This window comes from Rhodanobacter sp. C01 (genome assembly GCF_002001045.1).
Lineage (GTDB): Bacteria > Pseudomonadota > Gammaproteobacteria > Xanthomonadales > Rhodanobacteraceae > Rhodanobacter.
On record NZ_MUNR01000004.1, the window covers coordinates 162,933 to 178,171 of the forward strand.

A 15,239-nucleotide genomic window follows, 5' to 3' on the forward strand; every position below is an offset into this window, starting at 1 on the left:
CGCCCGGTCAGCGGGCGTTGTTTGCCGGAACGGCAGCGTTCCGGTTGGCCAGCTGATCGACCGACCAGCCGCCACCCAGTGCCCGGATCAGCTGCACGCTCGCCCGCAGTTGCTGGGTGTCCAGGCTGAGCAGGCTGATCTTCGCATCCAGCGCCGCGGTCTGCGATTGGGTCACGTCGAGATAACTCACCGCGCCGGCCTTGTACTGCACCATCGCCATGTCCAGCGAATGCTGTGCGGCATTCGCCGCGTCGCGCTGGTCGCCCCGTGCGACGCCAATATGGTCGATCTGAGCCAGGTTGTCCTCGACCTGGGCGAAGGCATTCAGCACCACGCCGCGGTAGGTTGCGCCGGCTTCGTCGGTGGCCGCCCGGGCGGCGCGGACCTGCGCCCTGCGGTAACCGCCGTCGAACAGGGTCTCGAGCAGGGTCGGACCGATCGCCCAGAACTGGTTTGGCGCATTGAACAGCCCCGGGTAGGCAGCGCTCTGGTAACCGCCCTGCATGCTCAGGCCGAGCGAAGGGAAATAGGCGGCCCGGGCGATGCCGATCTGTGCATTGGCCGCGGCGGTCCGTCGCTCGGCCGCGGCGATGTCGGGCCGACGCTGCAACAGGATCGAGGGCACGCTGGCAGGGACCTGCGGCAGCTCGATCGGCGTGGTTTCCGGCGTCAGGGTGAACTGGCTGGCCGAGGCACCGACCAGCACCGCGATCGCGTCCTGGACCAACGCACGTTGCGCGAGGGTCTGCGACCACAACGACTTGGCACTGGACAGCTGGGTCTGCGCACGCGCCACGTCCAGCCCCGAGACGATACCGCCCTGGTGCAGGTTCTCGGTCAGTTGCAGGGCCTTCTGGAAGGCATCGGTGCTCTGCCTGAGCAAATCGATCTGCTGGTCCAGCCCACGCAACTGCATGTAGTCGTCGGCAAGCTGGGCCTGCAGGCTCAACTGCGCCGAAGCCAGGTCGGCAGCCGCGGCCTGTGCCGTGTCCTTGCCCGCTTCGACGGTATTGCGCACGCGGCCCCACAGGTCGAACTCGTAGTCGACCTCGGCACCCACGGTGAAGGAGTTGTAGTTCGCCGGCGAGGCACTGGGCCCGGTCAACGGGGCGCGCAAGGGCTTGGTATCCGACTGGTGGTCGCGCTGGCCGTTGGCGCTGGCACCGATCTGCGGGAACAGTTCGGAGCGTGCCTGACGCGCGAACGCCTGCGCCTGCTGGTAATGCGCCAGCGCGGCAGCGAGATCGGCATTGCTGGCCAGCAACTGCTGTTCCAGCTGGTCCAGTCGCGCATCGTGGTAGAGCTGCCACCAGTGATCACGGGGCAGCTGATCGGACGGCTGCGCCTGCTGCCACGGACCGCTGCTCTGATCGGCGATGTCCTGGTAGCTCGACGCCACCGGCACCTGCGGCACCTTGTAGGCAGGCGCAAAATTGCAGCCCGCCAACGTCAGCGCGAGTGCCACGGCAAGGAGGCGAAAATCAGGCTTTCGCATGGTCATTCGCCGCTTTTGGCTGGTTCTCCGGCCCATTATCCGGCTTGTTGTCGGCGATCTTCACGGCGTCGCCGTCGTTGAGTCCATCCGGCGGACTGTCGATCACCTTGTCCTGCGCGGTCAGGCCGGAACCGATCTCCACCGTCTTGCCGTAGTCGCGCAGGATGGTGATCTGCTTGAACGCAACGCGGTCGCCGGCACCCACGGTCGCCACGTGCAATCCGCTGGCGTCGAAGATCAACGCGCTGGCGGGAATGCGCAGCGACTGGCGGTCACCGCCAAATTTGAAGCGCACGCTGGCGAAACTGCCGGGCATCAGCTTGCCGTCGGCATTGTCCACGGCAAGCTGGACCAGGGTGCTGCCGGAACTGGCATTGACCGCCTGGGCGGATGCATCGAAGCGGGCCGCAAAAGTGTGACCCGGGTACTCCGGCACGCCGAGCGTGGCACTGACACCATGGACGACCGAAGGCGCGAAGTTCTGTGGCACCTGCACGTAGACACGCAGCTTGCTTACGTCGGACACCACGAACAGCGCCTGCCCGCTGCTGCTGCCGGCATTGATCAGGGCACCGACATCGGTGTTGCGCGCGGTGACCACGCCGTCGAACGGTGCCACGATGCGCGCGTAGCCCTTCATCGCCTCGATGCGGTCGACGTTGGCCTGCGCGGCATTGGCCAGGGCGCGCTTGGCATCGTAGTCGCCGGTGCGCTGGTCCACGTCCTGCTTTGACACGGAATCGGAATCCAGCATGGCCTGCCAGCGCTTGGCCGTGGTGGCCGCCAGCGCCTCGTTGGCCTTGGCGCTGGCCAGGTCAGCCCTGGCTTGCAGCAATTGCTGGTCCAGGTCGGGCGTGTCGATCTCCGCCAGCAGTTGTCCGGCCTTGACGTGCGTGCCGATGTCCGCCTTCCACGACTTCAGGTAGCCGCCCACGCGCGCATAGATTGGCGCCTGGGTATAGGCCTCGATGCGACCGGGCAACTCCAGCGGCATTGAACCGGTGCTGGCGTCGGGCATGATCGCGTTCACGGTGGGTGTTGCCTGTTCGTTGGTCCAGGCTTTCAGCTCGCGTGCCTGGCTCAGCCGCGAAATGACGCCGAGGGCGACGACGACGACGATCACGATCAGCGCGATCAGGCCGGCAAGGCGTAGGCGCCCTGGCGCGGGCAACGTGGGGGCCGGATGATTCAAATCAGACATGGACGGGCTCTCCCGACGGAGTCGGAGCGGTGGCGTGGCCGTCGCGCGCATGGATGATGCGGAAGACCACGGGAACGAAAATGAGGGTGGCGCAGGTGGCGAAGATCAGGCCGCCGATCACCGCGCGGCCGAGCGGAGCATTCTGCTCGCCGCCCTCGCCCAGACCCAGCGCCATCGGCGCCATGCCGATGATCATCGCCAGCGCGGTCATGCAGACCGGACGGAAGCGCACGAAGCCTCCTTCCAGCGCCGCCAGATGCGCATCGCCGGTCGCGGCGAGCCGCTCGCGGCAGAAGCTCACCACCAGGATCGAGTTGGCGGTGGCCACGCCCATGCACATGATCGCGCCGGTGAGCGCCGGCACCGACAGTGGTGTATGCGTGGCGAACAGTATCCAGACGATCCCGGCCAGCGCGGCGGGCAACGCGGTGATGATCACGAACGGATCGGCCCAGGACTGGAAGTTGACCACGATCAGCAGGTAGATCAGCACCAGCGCACCGAGCAGACCGAACAGCAAGCCGGAGAAGGAATTGTTCATCGTCTGCACCTGACCAAGCAGGTCGACATGGGCGGCCTTGGGCAACTGCGCCTTGGTCTGGTCGAGCAGCTTCTGGATGTCCGACGACACACCACCCAGATCACGGCCCTGCGTGCTGGCGAAGATCTGCACCACCGGCTGGATGTTGTACTGGTCAACCACCGCGTTGGTGTTATGCCGGCTGATCGTGGCCAGGCCACCGAGCACCTGTGACTGGCCGTTCTTGCCGGTAATCGAGAGGTTGTTGAGCGCCGCCAGCGAATCGAGCTTGTACTGCGGCGTCTGCATCACGATCGGATAGGAGATGCGGTTTTGCGGATTCAGCCAGTAGGTGGGCGCAACCTGGCTGGAACCGGCCAGGTTCACCACCAGGCTGTTGGTCACGTCGCCCTCGGTGATGCCGAGCAGCTGCGCCTGGGTGCGGTCCACGTTGATGTTGAAACCGGGATTGGCCTGCGACTCCTGAATCCGCGCATCGACCACGCCGGGAATGCGGCGAATCTTCGACAGCAGGCTGTTGGCGTAGGCGAAGTTGGCTGACAGGTTGGGTCCGCGGATCTGCACGTCGACCGGCGCCGGCGAGCCGAAATTGAGGATCTGGCTCACGATGTCGGCTGGCGGGAAGGAGAAGCTGACGCCCGGGAACTGATGCGGCAGTTGCTCGCGCATCGTCTTCACGTACTCGGCCGTCGGGCGATGCCCTTCGTTGAGCGCGATCTGGATGTCGCCGTCCGCGGCACTGATCGTGCCGGTGTTGTTGTAGGTGTTGTTGATGCTGCTGTTGGACAGCCCGATGTTGTCCACCAGGGTGCCCAGCTCGTCGGCCGGGATGATCTGTTTGATGCTTTGCTGGATCCGCGCGAACAGCTGCGCGTTCTGTTCCAGCCGCGTACCGACCGGCGCACGCACGTGCATCAGGATCTGGCCGGCATCGACGTCGGGGAAGAAGTTGCGCCCGAGCATCGGCACCAACGCGAACGACAACACCACGAAGGCAAGGAAGCCGGTGACGAACACGCGCTGGTGTTGCAGCGCCAGTGCCAGCAGGCCGTGGTAACCGCCGCGGACCTTTTCGAAGCGGCGCTCGAAGCCCTGCTGGAAGCGCGCCAGCGGATGGTTCGAACGCTGCTCCTGCAGGTGATTGCCCTGCTCGTCCATATGCGGGTGCAGCAGGTACTTCGCCATCGTCGGCACCAGCGTGCGCGAGAGGATGAACGAGGCAATCATCGCAAACATCACCGCCTCGGCCATCGGCACGAACAGGAAGCGCGCCACGCCTTCGAGGAAGAACATCGGCACGAACACGATGCAGATGCACAGCAGCGAGACGAAGGCCGGCGTGACGATCTGCGCGGCACCGTCGAGGATCGCCGGCTCGACCTGCTTGCCGTTCTCCAGGTGCCAGTTGATGTTCTCGATGGTCACCGTGGCATCGTCGACGAGGATGCCCACCGCCAGCGCCAGGCCGCCAAGGGTCATGATGTTGAGCGTCTCGCCGATCGCCGACAGCGCGGCGATCGAGGCAAGGATCGCCAGCGGGATCGACACCGCGATGATCACCGTGGAGCGCCAGCTGCCGAGGAACAGCAGGATCATCAGGCTGGTCAGTGCGGCCGCGATGATGCCTTCGCGCGCCACGCCACTGATCGCCGCGCGCACGAAGATCGACTGGTCGCCGATCGGCGCGATCTGCAGGTTGTCCGGCAGGGTTGCCTTGGCATCCTGCAGGCGCTGCTTGATGCCGGCCACGATCGCCAAGGTGGATGCCGAACCGTTCTTCAGCACGCTCATCAGCACCGAACGGCCACCGTTCACGTGCACAATATTGGTCTGCGGCGCGCTTCCGTCCAGCACGTGCGCCACGTCGCGGATGTAGATGGTGGTGCCGTTGACCGTCTTGACCGGCAGGTTGCCGAGGTCGTCCAGCTCGTTGGGTGAGTTGTTGAGCAGCAGGGTGTATTCGAACGTGCCTATCTTCTCGGTGCCCACCGGCACGATCAGGTTCTGTGCCGCCAGCGCATTGGCGACGTCCGCCGCCGACAGGCCGCGCGCCTGCAGTGCAGCCGGGTCCACGTCGATCTGCACCTGGCGAGTCTTGCCGCCATACGGGTATGGAACCGCGGCACCGGCCACCGTGACCAGCTGCGGACGCAGGATGTTCAGAGCCTGGTCGCCCAGGTTCTGCTCGCTCAGCCCCTTGCCGGACAATGCCAGCTGGATGATCGGCACGGTCGAGGCGTTGTAGTTGAGGATCAGCGGCGGCGTGATGCCGGCGGGCAACTGCTTGAGCAGGGTCTGCGAGACCGCGGTGACCTGTGCGTTGGCGGTGGCGACGTTCACGCCCGGCTGGAAGAAGATCTTCACGATGCCGAAGCCGGCGATCGATTTCGCCTCGATATGCTCGACGTCGTTGACCGTGGTGGTCAGCACACGCTCGTATGGCGAGGTGATGCGACCCTCCATCTGGTCCGGCGACAGACCGGTGTACTGCCATACCACCGCAATCACCGGAATGTTGATGTCCGGAAAGATGTCAGTCGGTGTTCGCAGTGCGGAGAGTGGTCCGATGATCAGGATCAGCAATGCAAGAACGATGAAGGTATAGGGTCGCGACAAGGCGATCCGCACGATGCCCAGCATGGAGTATCCAGCGAGAATGTTGCGTAGCGTCAAATTTTGACACGCCGCAACTCGCCGGTATCGATTTCGCGCATGAAGATATTTTCATATTCGGTCGGTGCACCACGTCGAGACTGCATCCGATCACACTGACGGCGACCTTGAGCTTCGCTGTTATGCGCTGGCCGCGTCGCGGCAGTGCAGACTCAGGCGCGCACCGTTCTCACTGTCGGCAATCTCCAGAGTGTAGCCATGCAGGCGCGCGATCGCGCTGACGATGCTCAAGCCCAGTCCGGAGCCCGGCGTACTCCGGCAACTCTCGGCCCGATAGAAACGGCGCGTCACCGCAACGCGCTGATCGACCGGGATGCCCGGTCCGCTGTCACACACATCCACCCACGGACCGTCTTCGGCAGTGCGGGCGCGGATGTTCACACGACCACCCGAAGGGGTGAACTTGATCGCATTGCCGACCAGGTTGCTGAAGGCTTCCAGCAGCAGGTGACGGTCCGCCCGGATCGATGGCAACTGCGGCAATTCCAGCGCCAGCTGCTGACCGCGATCCTCGGCCAGCGGCAGATACAGTGCATGCACTTCTCGCAGGATCTCGGCCAGATCGACCTGATCGAATCCGGCCCGACGCTGCTGATTCTCCAGCTCCGAAATGCGCAGCAGCGCGCGGAAGCGATCCAGCAGGGCGTCCGTATCGGACAGACATGCCTCCAGCGTCGTGCTCTCGCTGCTGTCCTCGTCGAACTGTTGCTGCAGCCGGTAGATCCTTGCGCGCAAGCGGGTCAGTGGGGTGCGCAGATCATGTGCGATGTTGTCGCACACGCCTTTCACTTCACCGAGCAGGCGCTCGATCTCGTCGAGCATCGCGTTGACGATGCCGGCTAGCATGTCCAGCTCGTCGCCGCGCCGGCTCACCGGCAGGCGCCGGGTCAGATCGCCGTGCATGATCGGCAAGGTGACTTCGCGGATGGCGTGGATGCGACGCAGCGGTCCGCGGCTGAGCAGCCAGCCGCCAAACAGGCCCGGCACCACGGTCAGCGAGATGCCCCACAACAACGCCTGCAGGATGATCGTGCCGATCCGGTCGACGATGCTGGTATCCCGCGTCACCAGCAGGATGCGCCCGTCGTCGAGGCGCACCGCCGCGGCGCGCACGCTCATGTGCGAGTGGCCATCCGTGCGTGTCAATCCCTGCGGCACGATGACCACCGCGCCATTCACCGGGATGCCAGGTGGCAGCGCGGTGATGGTGCCAGCCAGCGACCTGCCATGGGCATCGAACAGTCCCCATGCGTTGAGGTGCCGTGTCTCCAGCGAAACGTAGTCGTTCAGCGCGTGCCGGCGCGTGGGCTCGTCCAGCATCGAGAAATAATCCGCCTGACGGCCGATCAGCTCGTTGGAAACACGGGTCAGATAACTGGCCGCCTGCCAGTGGATCAGACCGATCACCACGATGCCCCACAGCGCAAAGAACGAGCCGTAGATCAGGATCAGCCGCGCGGTGGTGGAACGCCAGTTGTCAGTCAGTCTGCGCAAGGCTGTACCCCGAGCCGCGTACGGTATGGATCAGTGGCGCACAGCTTGCGGTGTCGATCTTCTTGCGCAGGCGGCCGATGTGCACATCGATCAGATTCGTACCGGGATCGAAATGGAAACCCCACACGGTCTCGAAGATCATCGCGCGGGTCAGCACCTGCCCGGCATGACGCATCAGGAATTCCAGCAGCTTGAATTCGGTGGGCAACAGCGACAACTCCGTGTCGCCACGGCGTGCCACATGTCGCACCAGATCAAGCTCGAGATCGGACACACGAAGCAGGGTCTGCTGCGCCTGCTGGCGATGCCGCCGCAGCAGCACATCCACCCGCGCTACCATCTCGTCGGGGGCAAACGGCTTGGTCAGGTAGTCGTCGCCGCCGGCACGCAAGCCGCGCACACGCTCATCCACATCACTGAGCGCGCTGATCATCAACACCGGCGTGGCGATGCCCTGCGCCCGCAGCTGGGTGATCACGTTGAGGCCATCGAGGCCGGGCAGCATCAGGTCCAGCGTGATCACGTCATAGCGGGGATCTGCCGCACGAGCCAGACCTTCACACCCATCTGCCACCCGGTCGGTATCAATGCCATGACTGGCCAGTTCCGCCGCGATCTCGCGCGCCGTGACGTCGTCGTCCTCGATGACCAAGATACGCGGCATCAATCATTTACCAAGTGCAGTACTTGAGACCGAGCATAACGACAAATCGGCAGGATGGCCGATTTGCACGGCGATAGCCGCCCGTGGGCTGAGGCATATCGATGTGCCGAACGAAACGGCCTCCCGAGGGAGGCCGTTTGGCGTGACGCATGGCGAAGGTCACTCAGGCAGCGAACAGCCCACGCATCTTTTTCATCGCGTTTGCCTCGACCTGGCGAATGCGTTCGGCTGAGACACCGTACTCGTCGGCCAGATCCTGCAAGGTGGCCTTGTCGTCGTCGAGCCAGCGGCGCTGGATGATGTTGCGCGAGCGCTCGTCCAGATTCTTCAGCGCACTCGACAGCGTCGACATCTGGTTGTCGGCATCGTCAGCGTCGGCCACGTTCTCGTACGGGTCGGCGCCTTCGTCGATCAGGAATGCCGCCGGTGCCGGCTTGGCATCGTCGTCGGCATCCGCCGGCGCTTCGAAACCGATATCGCGGCCGGACAGACGCGATTCCATCTCGCGCACCGTCGCCTCGGGCACGCCCAAGTCCTGCGCCACCGTGCGCACCTCGGCTGCATTCATCCAGCCCAGGCGCTTCTTGCTCTTGCGCAGGTTGAAGAACAGCTTGCGCTGCGCCTTGGTGGTGGCGACCTTCACGATGCGCCAGTTCTTCAGGATGAATTCGTGCATCTCGGCACGGATCCAGTGCACCGCAAAGCTGACCAGGCGCACGCCCTGATCCGGGTCGAAACGCTTGACCGCCTTCATCAGGCCGATGTTGCCTTCCTGGATCAGGTCGGCCAGCTGCAGGCCGTAACCGCTGTAGCCACGGGCCACATGCACCACGAAACGCAGGTGCGACATCACCAGCTTCTTCGCTGAAGCCAGATCGGCCTCCTCGAGGAAGTTGCGCGACAGCTCCTGTTCCTCCTCGGAACTCAGGACCGGAATGCGATGGACCGCGGAGATATAGGCATCCAGACTGCCGACGACGCTGGGCAGCGGAAAATTGGCGGTCACCAAGGCTTGAGACATGGGTGGAACCTCCTGAAACGATATCGAAGTTTAGCACTCGGGTAGTTGGAGTGCTAAATCCTCGATTGGTTCAGCCCGGAAGGTACCGAGCTATAATGAACCGTATAGTATATATATTTGCATCCATTGTCCAGCCCCTCTTCAACCCCGACATGAGGGTCGCTCATCGGCATTCAAGCGGGCGTGAAACCGTCCTGCCATGCGGAACGCGGGGGCAATGACCAGTCAATCGGCGCCTCCCCGCGGGCTTCGAGATAGCGGTTGGCGGCAGAAAAATGACCGCAACCGAGGAAACCACGGTGCGCCGACAGCGGCGACGGATGCACCGAACTCAGCACGCAGTGCCGGCGGGGATCGATCAACTGTCCCTTGCGCTGGGCATAGGAACCCCACAGCAGGAATACCAGGCCTTCGCGTTCACGGTTGAGCGCATCGATCGCCACGTCAGTGAAGCCTTCCCAGCCCTTGCCCTGATGCGCACCGGCGCGACCCTCCTCCACCGTCAGCACGCTGTTGAGCAGCAGCACGCCACGATCGGCCCACGGCGTGAGGCAGCCGTGGTCGGGTCGTGCGATGCCGAGGTCGCGCTGGATTTCCTTGAAGATGTTTTCCAGCGATGGCGGCACCCGCACGCCGGGACGCACCGAGAAGCACAGACCATGCGCCTGGCCCGGGCCGTGATACGGATCCTGACCGAGGATCACCACGCGCACCGCATTTAACGGGGTGTGCTCGAAGGCAGCGAAGATTTCCGGCCCGGGCGGATAGATCCGCTTGCCGGCCTGCTTCTCCGCGCGCAGGAACGTGGAGAGCGCCTGCATTTCCGGGCGCTGCAAATAATCGCCAATGCGCGCCTTCCACGACGGCTCCAGCCGGATCCTTTCGGGCAGGGTCTGCTGCTCGCTCATGCGTCGTTCGCACGCTCACGCAGATGCTTTGCCACGCGCAACTGGAACAGCAGCTTGGTGATCAGCAGCTTTTCCTCGACCGGCTTCTCGACCAGGTCGTTGGCGCCGGCCTGGATCAGGGCGGCCTGATTGGCCGGGTTCTCGTCACCGGTCATCACCAGCACCGGCAGCCGGCCCTTGCCGTAACCGAACTCACCGCGGATGTGCCTGAGCAGGTCACCACCGGTCAGTTCACCTTTCAGGCTGACGTCGGTCAGCACCACGTCGGCGCCGACCCAGCCCAGCGCGCGATCGGTCTCAAGCATCGCCAGCGCATCCTCCACGCTGACCACGTGACGCACGGTGAGGCCGATCTTCTCCAGCATGCGCCGGGTCGCCAGCGCCACCACGCGGCTGTCCTCGACATAGAGCACGGTGCCATCCGCCGAGGTCTGCGGACCGACATAGCCGCGGATGAACGCGGCCAGTGCCTGGAACCCGAGCGACTTGTCGAAGTAATCGGTGACATGCTCGCCCAGCGAACGGCGATGCAGGCGATCGTCCACATCGCCGGAAACCACCACGATCGGCACATAGGCCTGCGGTGCGGATTCGCGCACGAAGCGCGCCAGCTCCAGTCCGTCCATGTCGGGCAGACGCAACGCGATGGTAATGAAATCGAATACGCCCTCGCCAAGCACCTGCTGTGCTTCGGCACCGCTGCCGCACCCCACCACCTCGACCCCGGGCAGTTCGGCCTGCAGTACGCGAGTGATCAATTGCCGCACCACGCGCGAGCCGTCGACCACCAGCACGCGTGGCGCCTCGGTGAGCAGACGGTTGCTGATATTTGTGCTCATGCCCTGCTCATCCACCCGACCTGCGGCGATCCTTGCCGATGAACCTGCGACCCCACCCCCTGTGATCGCTTCCACGCAGATAGTGCATCGACCGCAGCATCAAGCGCTGCGATTCGCATCACCTTCGGCCATACCCATCATCCCAACCTGCGCAACTGCCATGCACTGACCAGTCGCGCGCCGAGCCAGCCCAGGGCAGCGGCAGCGAGCGGAACTGCCAGCAACAGCCACAGCGGCAAGCCGCCAACCTGCAGCTTGCCATCATAGGCCCGGCTCAACTGCGCCACCGGCCCGGCCAGCGCGAACTCGATCAGCACGGCCAGCAAGGCCGCCAGAATGCCGCTGAACAGGCCATACCAGATGCCGGCATACAGATACGGCCGGCGCACGAACGCACTACTGGCTCCGACCAGCAGCAGTACGCTGATCTCCTCGCTGCGACTGGCGATGTCCACGCGCACCGTATTGCCGACCACCAGCAGCGCAGCCAATGCCAGCAGCGAAGCCAGGATCAGCACCACGCGGTTGCCGACGCCGAGCAGCGCGTCCAGCCGCTGCCGCCAGCTGCCGCTGTCCTGCACCAGCTCGACGCTGTGCATGTCGCGCACATCAGCCACCAGTTGCTCGATCGCAGCGGCACTCGTCTCCGCCTTGGGCTGCAGCTGCAGTACGTATGGCAACGGGTTGTCGTCGAGCGTCTGCAGCGCACCGGAGAAACCCTGCATCTTCGCCAGCTCGTCCATGCCCTGCTGCGGAGTCTTCACCGTCACCGCAGCCACCTCGGCGCGGTCACCCAGTTGCCTGGCCAGCATCTGCGCCTGTTGCGCATTCTGGCCAGGCTGCATGAACACGCTGATCGCCTGGCTCTGGCCCAGTGCCTCGCCCAGCTTCTGCACGTTGCCCAGCAGCAGGTAGAACGCCAGCGGCAACGCCAGCGCCAAGCCCATCACCGCGATCGTCAACAGGCTGCCGAGCGGACGCGAGGCGAGCCGGCGCAAGCTCGACGCCGCGCTCCAGCCGTGATGCTCCTGCCAGCTGCCAAGACGGCGACCGTGACTGTGTTCGTTGCGCGGCGGCGCATCGGAAGCCGGTGCGCGAACGGGCGCGTGGATGTCTTCGGGCGGCATGCTCACAGCACCTCCTGCGCAGCCAGGTCGGCCACCAGCCGGCCATGGTCGAGCACGATCACGCGCTTCTTCATGCGCTTGATCAGCGGCAGGTCGTGACTGGCGATCAGCACTGTGGTGCCGACCTGCTGGAACTCGCCGAACAGACCCATGATCTCCACCGCCAACTGCGGATCGAGGTTGCCGGTCGGCTCATCGGCAATCAGCAGGGTCGGCCGTGCCACGATGGCGCGGGCAATCCCGACGCGCTGCTGCTCGCCAGCGGACAGGGTGTCCGGCAGCTGGCGCTCGTAGGCGAGCAGGCCGACCTTCTCCAGCGCCGCGCGCACCCGCCGGGCACGCTCGGGCTTGGCAATGCCGCCGATCACCAGCGGCAGCTCGACGTTGGCAAACACGGTGCGCTCCATCAGCAGGCGGTGATCCTGGAACACCATGCCGATCTGCCGGCGCCATTTCGGAATGCCGCTGCGACGGATCTTCGTCAGGCTCTTGCCGTCCATGCTGATCGTGCCGTGCGAAGGCCGCTCGATCAGGCCGAGCAGCTTGAGCAGGGTGCTCTTGCCGGCACCGGAATGACCGGTAATGAAGGCCATCTCGCCGGTCGGCACCTCGAACGACAGCTGCGAGAGCGCTTCGTGGCCGCCCTCGTAACGTTTGCTGACTTGGTCAAAATGGATCACCGCGTATCCCCGCACCTGCGTGGCGTCTTGTCAGCGACAAGGATAAGGGAAGCCGATGCCAAGATGCGGACTTCGCACCTCGTTCGATCGCCGTGGATTCAGTCCACGACGATCACGACGCTCAACGCCCCGTGAACAGCCGGGTCAGCCGGCGGAACAGGCCCGGCTTCTTCGGGTGCGCGTGACCGGCAGTGACGCCGGCCGTCACCGCCACCTGCCGCGATGGCCGGTTGCCCGCGGCGCCTGACTCACCTGCATTGCGCTCGCGTGGCGGACGACGCTCGCCGCGCGGCGCGCGATTGCCTTCGACCGCTGCCGCGGTGTTCTGACCACCTGCCTCGACGACCGCAGCACCGTCCTCGCGGCGGCGATTGCGGCCTCCGCGACGACGGCGCGGCTTGCGCGTACCCTCGGCAGCGCCGGTGCCTGCAACGTCATTTGCAGCAGGCGTGGTTTTCGCATCAACCACCTTGGCCGCGGCTTCCACATGAACTTCTGCAGCCGGCTTGCGCTCTCGTGGCGGGCGCGAAGCGCTGCGCTCGCCATGGCGACGCTCGCCGTCGCGGCCACCGGAAGCACCCCGCGAACGGCTCGGCTTGTCGCCCGGGCGCGGCGCCACCACGTCGCCGAATGCGGCGCTATCGGCAGCGGCATTCGCGGCGAACTCGGCATCGATCTCGCGCGGCTTCGGCATGATCAGCAGTTCCGGATCCATCGGCGCCACCGGGATGCTCTGGCCGATATAGGTCTCGATCTCCGGCAGCGACATCGCGTACAGGTCGCAGGCGAAGCTGATCGCGTCACCTTCTGCGCCGAGACGGGCGGTACGGCCGATGCGGTGCACGTAATCTTCCGCATCGTGCGGCAGGTCGTAGTTGAACACGTGGCTGACCGCGGGAATGTGCAGGCCGCGCGCGGCCACGTCGGTGGCCACCAGGATGTCCAGCTGGCCGTCCTGGAAACGCTGCAGCAGCTTCTGCCGCTTCAGCTGCGGCACGTCACCGGAAATCGCGCCGACGCGGCAGCCGTGCCGCTTGACGCGCTCGGTGATGCGCTCGGCGGCGGCCTTGGTGTTGACGAAGATGATGCTGCGACTCGGCTTGGCACGGTCGATCAGGTTCAGCAGCAGCGGCATCTTCTCTTCCTTGGCCGGGAAGTAGACCAGCTGGCGCACCTTGTCGGCGGTGACGTTGTCGCTCTCCACCACCAGCTTCTCGGCCTCGTGCATGTGCTCGTAGGCCAGCTCCAGCACGCGATGGCTCAGCGTGGCGGAGAACAGCAGCACCTGGCGCTGCTCGCGTGGCGGCAGCTTGCGGAAGATGAAGCGCACGTCCTTGATGAAGCCGAGGTCGAACATGCGGTCGGCCTCGTCGATCACCATCACTTCGACGCTGTTGAGATTGAACACGCCCTGCTTGTGGTAGTCGAGCATGCGGCCGGGGGTAGCGATGATGATGTCGCAGCCATCTTTCAGTTGCTGGCGCTGCTTGTCGTAATCGACGCCGCCGTAGATCAGCGCGGTGCGCAGGCCGGTATGACGGCCGATCGCCTTGGCATCCTTCTCGATCTGGATCGCCAGCTCGCGGGTCGGCGCGATCACCAGCGCGCGCGGGTCGCTGTCCTTGCGGTCGGCCACGGCCGGGGTGGTCAGCAGTCGGTTCATCAGCGCGACCAGGAAGGCGCAGGTCTTGCCGGTGCCGGTCTGGGCCTGGCCGGCGACATCGCGCCCGGCGAGCGCCAGCGGCAGGGTCATTTCCTGGATCGGCGTGCAACGGGTGAAGCCGCTGTCGTCCAGGCCTTGCTGCAGCAGCGGTTGCAAATCGAAGTTGGCGAAGAAGGTATCGGTGAGTACGGTTTGTGACATAGGGAATTGGAAACCTTGCCTGACGGCGGCGTGATGTGCTGCACCCGCTTCAGGCGCCGGACGCGGGGCGTCGGCGAAGGGCGGTGCAGGACGGGTGCGCGAAGCGGCTCAATGTCAGGGTCAACAAGGTCGCGCCGCGGCTGGCGACGCCGTGTTTGCCGGCGGTCTGACGGGCAGCCTTGCAGGCCGCCCTTGAATCGTGCCCGGAGTTGCGCTGGAATGAAGACTTGCCGCCACGGCACCTCTCCTTCCTGCCCAACCCGCGCTTTATGGGCGCCCGAGTGTAGCTGATGACGGCCCCTGGCGTCCTCATCTCCTTGTTTTTCGCCATTTGCCACCCCACGTTCCACCCATTCGTTTTTTGCCTCAGCCACGGAGATCCCCGGTGAGCGACCTGATTACCCATGTGAACGACGACGCCTTCGAGCAGCAGGTGCTCAAGTCCGATACCCCGGTGCTGCTGGATTTCTGGGCGGAATGGTGCGGCCCGTGCAAGGCCATCGCGCCGATGCTGGATGAGCTGGCCCAGCAGTACGAAGGCAAGCTGCGCATCGTGAAGGTCAACATCGACCACAACCAGCAGACCCCGCGCACCTACGGCGTGCGAGGCATCCCGACCCTGATGGTGTTCAAGAACGGCAAGGTCGAGGCGACCCAGATCGGCGCCGTCAGCAAGGGCCAGCTGACCCAGATGATCGACAAGGCCATCTGACCGATCCACCTGATCCGCCT

General features: G+C 64.9%; 12 protein-coding genes. 1 reads left to right on the forward strand and 11 read right to left on the reverse strand.

The annotated features are described in order from the left end of the window. Positions 1-7 precede the first annotated feature (7 nt). The 11 genes from B0E50_RS01160 to B0E50_RS01210 all read right to left on the reverse strand — a co-directional run bounded on the left by B0E50_RS01160 (position 8) and on the right by B0E50_RS01210 (position 14,507). Positions 8-1,495 (reverse strand): efflux transporter outer membrane subunit, encoded by a 1,488-nt coding sequence (locus tag B0E50_RS01160; protein WP_077439241.1) that lies wholly within the window; start codon positions 1,493-1,495, stop codon positions 8-10. Further along, positions 1,482-2,696, reverse strand: coding sequence for an efflux RND transporter periplasmic adaptor subunit (locus tag B0E50_RS01165; protein ID WP_077439242.1), 1,215 nt, complete (start codon positions 2,694-2,696; stop codon positions 1,482-1,484). Before B0E50_RS01165 ends, B0E50_RS01160 begins: the two co-directional genes overlap by 14 nt. Then, the gene (locus tag B0E50_RS01170; RefSeq protein ID WP_077439243.1) at positions 2,689-5,877 is read right to left on the reverse strand and encodes an efflux RND transporter permease subunit; all 3,189 of its coding nucleotides are present in this window, start codon (positions 5,875-5,877) and stop codon (positions 2,689-2,691) included. The genes B0E50_RS01165 and B0E50_RS01170 overlap by 8 nt, the downstream gene beginning before the upstream one ends. 153 nt (positions 5,878-6,030) lie before the next feature. Further along, the gene (locus tag B0E50_RS01175; RefSeq protein ID WP_077439244.1) at positions 6,031-7,404 is read right to left on the reverse strand and encodes a HAMP domain-containing sensor histidine kinase; all 1,374 of its coding nucleotides are present in this window, start codon (positions 7,402-7,404) and stop codon (positions 6,031-6,033) included. Further along, positions 7,388-8,068, reverse strand: coding sequence for a response regulator transcription factor (locus B0E50_RS01180; RefSeq protein WP_077439245.1), 681 nt, complete (start codon positions 8,066-8,068; stop codon positions 7,388-7,390). The genes B0E50_RS01175 and B0E50_RS01180 overlap by 17 nt, the downstream gene beginning before the upstream one ends. A 163-nt stretch (positions 8,069-8,231) precedes the next feature. Continuing rightward, on the reverse strand, positions 8,232-9,089 hold the full coding sequence (gene rpoH, locus B0E50_RS01185) for an RNA polymerase sigma factor RpoH (RefSeq protein WP_077439246.1): 858 nt from the start codon (positions 9,087-9,089) through the stop codon (positions 8,232-8,234). 173 nt (positions 9,090-9,262) lie between these two features. Next, positions 9,263-9,997 (reverse strand): uracil-DNA glycosylase, encoded by a 735-nt coding sequence (gene ung / locus B0E50_RS01190; protein ID WP_077439247.1) that lies wholly within the window; start codon positions 9,995-9,997, stop codon positions 9,263-9,265. Next, positions 9,994-10,836 carry a response regulator gene (locus B0E50_RS01195; RefSeq protein WP_077439248.1) on the reverse strand — a complete coding sequence of 281 codons (843 nt, stop codon included), beginning with the start codon at positions 10,834-10,836 and terminating at the stop codon, positions 9,994-9,996. Before B0E50_RS01195 ends, ung begins: the two co-directional genes overlap by 4 nt. 137 nt (positions 10,837-10,973) lie before the next feature. Next, positions 10,974-11,963, reverse strand: a complete 990-nt coding sequence (gene ftsX / locus B0E50_RS01200) for a permease-like cell division protein FtsX (RefSeq protein WP_077439249.1) — start codon at positions 11,961-11,963, stop codon at positions 10,974-10,976. 2 nt (positions 11,964-11,965) lie between these two features. Beyond that, complete coding sequence (gene ftsE / locus B0E50_RS01205; RefSeq protein WP_077439250.1) at positions 11,966-12,643, reverse strand: cell division ATP-binding protein FtsE; 678 nt, start codon at positions 12,641-12,643, stop codon at positions 11,966-11,968. Positions 12,644-12,764: 121 nt separating this feature from the next. Continuing rightward, complete coding sequence (locus B0E50_RS01210; RefSeq protein WP_077439251.1) at positions 12,765-14,507, reverse strand: DEAD/DEAH box helicase; 1,743 nt, start codon at positions 14,505-14,507, stop codon at positions 12,765-12,767. A gap of 385 nt (positions 14,508-14,892) precedes the next feature. On the opposite strand from B0E50_RS01210, the gene trxA reads away from it, so the two are divergent. Next, a complete protein-coding gene (gene trxA, locus B0E50_RS01220; protein WP_077439253.1) occupies positions 14,893-15,219 on the forward strand; it encodes a thioredoxin TrxA in 327 nt (108 codons plus the stop codon). Positions 15,220-15,239 lie beyond the last annotated feature (20 nt).